Source organism: Rheinheimera tilapiae, assembly GCF_042432165.1.
Lineage (GTDB): Bacteria > Pseudomonadota > Gammaproteobacteria > Enterobacterales > Alteromonadaceae > Pararheinheimera > Pararheinheimera tilapiae.
In genome coordinates, this window is sequence record NZ_JBHLXP010000008.1 from 1 (window position 1) to 6,756 (window position 6,756).

General features: G+C 48.1%; 6 protein-coding genes and 4 tRNA genes. All 10 read right to left on the bottom strand.

Annotation, left to right across the window (positions count from 1 at the left end; genetic code table 11):
• A partial coding sequence (locus ACFFJP_RS19830) for a GTP-binding protein (RefSeq protein ID WP_377248489.1) occupies positions 1 to 362 on the bottom strand: 362 nt, incomplete at its 3' end.
• Positions 363 to 445: 83 nt separating this feature from the next.
• A tRNA-Thr gene (locus tag ACFFJP_RS19835) sits at positions 446 to 521 on the bottom strand.
• Positions 522 to 533: 12 nt separating this feature from the next.
• Positions 534 to 608, bottom strand: a tRNA-Gly gene (locus ACFFJP_RS19840).
• Positions 609 to 641: 33 nt separating this feature from the next.
• Positions 642 to 726 (bottom strand) — tRNA-Tyr (locus ACFFJP_RS19845).
• Between the two features lie 5 nt (positions 727 to 731).
• Positions 732 to 807: transfer RNA gene (locus ACFFJP_RS19850), tRNA-Thr, on the bottom strand.
• Between the two features lie 107 nt (positions 808 to 914).
• Positions 915 to 1,613: a type III pantothenate kinase gene (locus tag ACFFJP_RS19855; protein WP_377248517.1), complete on the bottom strand. Its 699-nt coding sequence runs from the start codon at positions 1,611 to 1,613 to the stop codon at positions 915 to 917.
• On the bottom strand, positions 1,610 to 2,608 hold the full coding sequence (gene birA, locus ACFFJP_RS19860) for a bifunctional biotin--[acetyl-CoA-carboxylase] ligase/biotin operon repressor BirA (protein WP_377248520.1): 999 nt from the start codon (positions 2,606 to 2,608) through the stop codon (positions 1,610 to 1,612). The genes ACFFJP_RS19855 and birA overlap by 4 nt, the downstream gene beginning before the upstream one ends.
• The gene (gene murB, locus ACFFJP_RS19865) at positions 2,598 to 3,590 is read right to left on the bottom strand and encodes a UDP-N-acetylmuramate dehydrogenase (protein WP_377248523.1); all 993 of its coding nucleotides are present in this window, start codon (positions 3,588 to 3,590) and stop codon (positions 2,598 to 2,600) included. The genes birA and murB overlap by 11 nt, the downstream gene beginning before the upstream one ends.
• A 64-nt stretch (positions 3,591 to 3,654) precedes the next feature.
• A complete protein-coding gene (locus tag ACFFJP_RS19870; RefSeq protein WP_377248526.1) occupies positions 3,655 to 4,569 on the bottom strand; it encodes a histone deacetylase family protein in 915 nt (304 codons plus the stop codon).
• Between the two features lie 7 nt (positions 4,570 to 4,576).
• Complete coding sequence (locus tag ACFFJP_RS19875; RefSeq protein WP_377248529.1) at positions 4,577 to 6,436, bottom strand: GNAT family N-acetyltransferase; 1,860 nt, start codon at positions 6,434 to 6,436, stop codon at positions 4,577 to 4,579.
• Between the last annotated feature and the right edge of the window lie 320 nt (positions 6,437 to 6,756).

The window sequence follows — 6,756 nt, forward strand, 5'->3', positions numbered from 1 at the left end:
AGGATGTGCTCACGAGTCTGTGGCATTGGGCCGTCAGTTGCAGCTACTACCAGAATAGCGCCGTCCATCTGAGCAGCACCAGTGATCATGTTTTTAACATAGTCAGCGTGGCCTGGGCAGTCTACGTGTGCGTAGTGACGAGTTGGGGTGTCGTATTCAACGTGAGAAGTATTGATCGTGATACCACGAGCTTTTTCTTCTGGCGCTTTATCGATTTGGTCGAATGCGAAAGCCTGACCGCCGTAGTGCTTTGCCAGTACGTTGGTGATAGCTGCTGTCAGAGTAGTTTTACCGTGGTCAACGTGGCCGATTGTGCCTACGTTTACGTGCGGTTTGTTACGTTCAAATTTAGCCTTAGCCATGATGTAGACCCTTTTTAAGCAAAAACGGCGGTTGTGTGAATTTGGGTGTTCGATATTATCGCAAGAGGAGGCAAACTGTGAAGTGGTGCTGATACCCAGAATCGAACTGGGGACCTCATCCTTACCAAGGATGCGCTCTACCGCCTGAGCTATATCAGCATTTTTTCTGTCTGGAGCGGGCAGCGGGAATCGAACCCGCATCATCAGCTTGGAAGGCTGAGGTAATAGCCATTATACGATGCCCGCGGCCTACTCGTAGCTATTGTTCACTGGCGAAGATGGTGGAGGGGGAAGGATTCGAACCTTCGAAGGCAGTGCCGGCAGATTTACAGTCTGATCCCTTTGGCCACTCGGGAACCCCTCCACTAATGGTGCCGCTTATCCGAGTCGAACGGATGACCTACTGATTACAAGTCAGTTGCTCTACCAACTGAGCTAAAGCGGCTACGTCAGTGGCTGCGAATTCTAGTGGAATGATCTGGGTGTGGCAACTGAAAATCAGTAAAAACCTAATATTTTTATACTGAATGCTCAATAGATCGCCAAAAAAGACTAATTCACAATATACCGGGTCATCCCGCGAAAAATGAGTAAAGGTTCAATTTCTATTGGTAACTCTGCCAGAAACGGCATTAATACTGTGGCATCACCACCCGTGATTAACATTTTAGCCTGAGGCACCAGCTGATTAGCTTGCCGGATAACGGCCAAAATTGCCGCAAATACACCGTTTTGCAGGCAACTCGCTGTGTCCTGTGCAAAAGCCAATTCAAACTGTTGTTGATCGCGGTTAAACACGCGTGCGGTATAGTTCGTCACAGCTTTTTGCTGCATATGTATCCCAGGCACAATCCAACCGCCACGGTGCTGCCCATCGGCTGCAAGATGATCGATTGTTAAAGCGGTTCCAGCATCAATAACCAGCAGTTCAGTATGTGGGTAACACTGCTGCGCACCTAACATTGCCAACCATCTATCGACCCCCATTGTTTCCGGCTTTGCATAACTACTACGTAACTGGTCTTTTTGCGCTTCACTGCGGATTTGGTGCCAATCAACGTCGGTTAACTGACTCTCAGACCTTAGCTGCTCCAACCTTTCGTCAGTCGCAACAGAAGCATAATAGACAGCAACAGGCGATGCCGGCATTACACCCGGGAAATCGGTGATAGCAGTCAACTGTCCATCCAGCCAATAAACTGCTTTAACCCGGGTGTTTCCGATATCCAGCAGTAAAATTCCCTGCTTCATTGCTTCACCCTCAGACTTAGCTCACCACCGAAATAACTTTTAAGCTGGCCGCCTTGTTGCAAAATGAGACCTCCCTGATGATCGACCCCTTTGCAAACTCCAATTTGTGGCTCGCTACCGCCGGTCAACTGCACCGTCTGCTCCGCAAACTCGTTACGTTGGTTAAACTCTGAGATAAAATCAGTAAAACCATACACTTCAAAGTGCTTCAGTGTTTGGATCAGCTGATGTTGCAGTTCAGCCACCAGCTGATTTCGGTCAATCTGAGAATTCACCTCTTGCATCAAATCAGTGAATGGCTGATTGATCTTCGATTCTCCACCGGTTGGCATCTGAATATTCAGGCCTATACCTATCACAACATCACAATCAGCATGGGTTTGTCCGGCAAGCTCAACCAGAACACCGCCCAATTTTTTATGATTCACATACAGATCATTTGGCCACTTCAGTTTTAATGGGCACTGATACCGACGCTCCAGCAGTTTCGCTATGGCGATCCCAACGACCAGACTCAGCCCCATGGCAGCTTGGATCCCTTGCTCAAGTCGCCAATAAATCGAAAAGTAGAGATTGCTGCCAAATGGCGAGTACCAATCATTGCCGCGTCGGCCTCGGCCTGCAGATTGTGCTTCAGCTACAATAACCTGCCCTTTTTGTAATGACTGCCCGTCTTGCAGCCGTTTCAGTAGTTGCGTGTTAGTTGAATCCGTCAGATGTTGCAGTAACACTTCTGGCGAACCGGGAGCCTGCCACTGTTTCATTTGCGTCACATCGAGTAATTGCAGCGGCTGTGCCAGACGATAACCCTTGCCTGAAATCGCGAAAATCTCCAAGCCAATCTGCTGTAACTGACTGATATGTTTTGCAATAGCGGCTCTGCTGATCCCAGCCTGTTGCGCTAAAGCTTCACCCGAGTGAGTCTTTCCATCTGCCAGTTGCTGAATCAGTTGCCGTTGCAGGGCTAAGGTTTGCGGCAGCTGTCTAACACTCATTCAGCATTCTCACTTCCGGCTCTAGCTGAATACCAAAGCGCTGTTGTACCGTGGTGATAATCTGCTTCATCCATGTCTCAAGCTCGAATGCGGTCCCTTCTCCATAATTGACTAACACGAGCGGCTGCTTGTCATAACAGCCGATATCACCAAAGCGTTGCCCTTTGAAGCCGGACTGTTCAATCAACCAGGCCGCTGCAGTCTTTATCTGACCATTGTGTTGAGGATAAGCAGGTAAATCGGGGTGTAACCGTTGCAACTCCGCAAACTGGTTGGCCTCTATTACCGGGTTTTTAAAAAAGCTGCCGCAGTTACTTAATTGCTGTGGATCCGGTAACTTACTCCGGCGCACAGCGATCACGGCCTGATAAACATCTTGGACACTGCAATCTGCAGGTAAATGGTCTAAGCCGCGGTAACTAAGCTTTGGATTAGCAAGAGTCTGCAGTTTCAGCCCCACAGCGACTATGACGCCTTTACCATCGAGTGCCTGCTTAAAAATACTGTCACGATAGCCGAACGCGCATTCAGCCTGAGTCAGTCTTTGTACCTTTTTGCTTTGCCAATGGAAGAAATCAACATAGACACAGCTATCCATAAGTTCTACACCATATGCACCAATATTCTGTACTGGCGCAGCACCCACAGATCCAGGAATAAGCGCGAGGTTTTCAATCCCCCACCAGCCTTGCTGCACAGCATAGGTAACGAGTGAATGCCAGTTATGTCCTGCTTCTACGTGTAACAGGATCCCGTCTGCTGCATATTGTTCTGTCACAGAATCGGCGATAAACCGCAACACAGGCCGCTGCATATCGGACAGGAAAATGCTATTGCTACCCTCGCCTAACAAAAGTGGCGGCTGTGTCCATTCAGCTTGGTATAGCTCATCTATTGAACGACACAGCAGCACCTCGTGCAGTGTCGCGGGCAAACGGAAAGTAGAATAAAGACGGGCATCCTGCTGCTGCAGTTTCTGCATGTTCAAAACTCGGCGCTGGAAAAAACGCTATTGTAATGCATGCGAACGTCAGGCAGAAATTTTGTTACAACCAGGCTTTTAACATGGCGACTACGGAGCGCCCCAAGGCACTATGGGCATAACCACCTTCAAGGCAAGCAACGATACGACCTTGGGCGCTGCGATTTGCAATTTTCTTCAGTTCATCAGCAATCCAGGCATAATCAGCTTCCTGCCATTTCAGATTTGCCATATCGTCTTCGTAGTGGGCATCAAAGCCTGCAGATACCATTACAAGCTCTGGTGCAAATGCTGCAATTTTATCAAGCCACTTTGTGGTTACTCCATGGCGGAACGCTACACCATCGGAGCCTGCGGCAAGAGGTAATTTCAGGATATTGGTCGTTTCAGTAAGGTCCGGATGCGGGTAAAACGGATATTCAAATGAAGAACAAAACAGGATGTGTGCGTCGTCTTTAACAATTTGCTCGGTACCATTGCCGTGATGCACGTCAAAGTCGAGGATCAACACCCGCGATAACTGATAGTGCTGTATTGCATACTTCGCTGCGATGGCAATGTTGTTAAAAAAACAAAAGCCCATCGCTTGTGCACGTTCTGCATGATGTCCCGGAGGTCGGATAGCACAAAACGCTTGAGCGTTGTCCCGCTGCATCACCCAATCTACTGCATTGATTGCAGCACCTGCAGCCAAACGGGCCGCTTCCAGTGAGCGATTCATCATTGCGGTATCATCGTCCAGCCAAACCGAACCCTCTGTCGGGTTTTTCTCAATCACATGACGGATATAAGCTCTATCATGGGCAAGAGCCAACTGTTCATCGGTAGCCGAAGTCGCAGTTTGATGGCTGATAGCATAGTCCAGCCCCGAACTGAGCAACTGATCAAAAATGGCATGCAACCGCCCCGGTTGCTCGGGATGGTCTGAACCTAAATTATGTTTGTTACAAGCCGAATGGCTAAAAATCACCACAGACATAGTTCTGCTATTCCATTGATTCAGTTGCTTGCTCGGCTTGCAGCTGCAGCTGAAGATTCACTTCGTCTGGCTCTTCGCTGCGTAACCGTTTAAAACCAGCGCGTTCAAACACGGTCAGCATAGGCTTATTTTCTGCTCGGACATAGGCGACCATAGTCGAAATGCCCCGAATTCTGGCGATATTAATCATCTCCTGTAGCAGTATGGTTGCCATCCCTTTCCCCTGATGGCGTTCGCGAGTAACAAATGCGACCTCGCAACTGTTATTGCTCTCAATCAGGTAATAACGTCCTACGGCTTGGATTTCCAAGACTGACCCATGTTGCCGCACTATACATAGTGCGAGGTCCCGGGACTGATCGACACTGACTAGCGAGCAAGATTTCTCCCTACTCAGTTGTTTTGGGTGATGGTTGTATCGCAACAACAGTGTTTCTTTGGTATGGGAATAGAAGAATTCCTGCAGGCGACGCTCGTCAGCCGGATTCAGCGGCCTCAAATCAAAGGCCTCACCACCAATGTGCAGGATTTTTAATCCAACATCCCCAAGTTCTGGCACGTCCATCGGCCGCATAACCTGATAGTTTGGCACCCAATAATGCTTACGAACTTCATCCAATAAAGCAGGTCTGAACTTGGGATGGGCAACACGGATCAGCTCAAGTGCCCTTTCGCGGATACTTTTGCCACGAAGGGAGGCCACGCCATATTCAGTAACGACATAATGCACATGACCACGTGATGTAACGACCCCACTTCCCTCAGAGATCGTAGAGACGATGCGGGAGATAGTACCGTTTTTGGCTGTTGATGGCAGCGCAATAATCGGTTTACCGCCCTTACTCATTGATGCACCACGACTGAAATCAACCTGGCCGCCAATACCGCTGTAGAACTGATAGCCCAATGAGTCAGAGACAACTTGGCCAGTGAGGTCAACTTCAAGAGCACTGTTGATCGACACCATATTGTCATTCCGAGCAATGTTGGTTGGTGAATTGACATATTCACTTGGATAGAATTCAACATGTGGGTTTTGATTAACAAAATCATATAGTTGCTGTGAACCAACAGCAAAACTGGTCACTGTTTTTCCTGGATGAAAAGTTTTTTGACTGTTGTTAATCACACCTCTTTTCATTAAATCAATGATGCCATCACTAATCAGTTCACTGTGAATACCTAAATTCTTATGATTTCCCAAGTATCTCAATACCGCTTCCGGGATCTTACCGGTGCCAATTTGGACAGTTGCACCGTCTTCAATGAGCATGGATACATACTGGCCTATCCGTTCAATTCGTTGCTCAAATCCTACAGCAGGAACCTCGGGTAGCGGCTGAGCCTGCTCTATTGAAGCCGTAATTTTGCTGATATGGACATAAGCATGGCCGCTTGTTCGCGGCATCAAGGGGTTAAACTGGGCAATCACTTTTTTCGCATTGCGGATCGCTGCAGACACCACGTCTACTGAGACTCCAAGGGAGCAGTATCCATATTCATCTGGCGGACTCAGCATTACTAGTGCAGCATCGAGTGGCAGAATATCTGAACTGAACAAAGCCGGAATCTCTGACAGGAAACAAGGGGTGTAGTCGGCGCGGCCTTCTGCCACTGCCGCGCGAATTTTCTGACCAGCAATAAACAATGTGTTTACTTTAAATAGGTCTTTGTATTGTGGTTCAACCCATTTTTCATCTGAAATCGTTTGAATATGAACAACTTCAATGTCATGCAGCTGATTTGCATTGGCAATTAAATCATCGATTAATGCATTTGGAACTGCGGCATTGGAACCAATAAATATCCGATTACCAGATTTGAGTAATTGACCCCAATCCAATGGAGAGTTTGGCTGTTTTTCCATCTGTATAGCCTGAGAAGATTCTTTGCGATCAGTATTGCGCGACCGGGATTTTAGCATTTGATCTGCAACAAAAAGATTGAACTAGAGCCAGTCTAGAGTGCATTGAAACTATTGGCTATCAGACTTTTAGCGCGGTCGACAAGGAACTTGCTAGCTGAAGTGATGGAATTGCCCCCGTGCGACGTCCGACTGAGCAATATTCCGTCAAGATGCCATAAAGCAAAAAGGCCCACTCGACTGAGTGGGCCCTTTGGCTTTATTGGGAGCCTTGATATCCCTCGCGGAGCTCGGGATTGTTCCGTCGCTGTGTGACAGCCAGC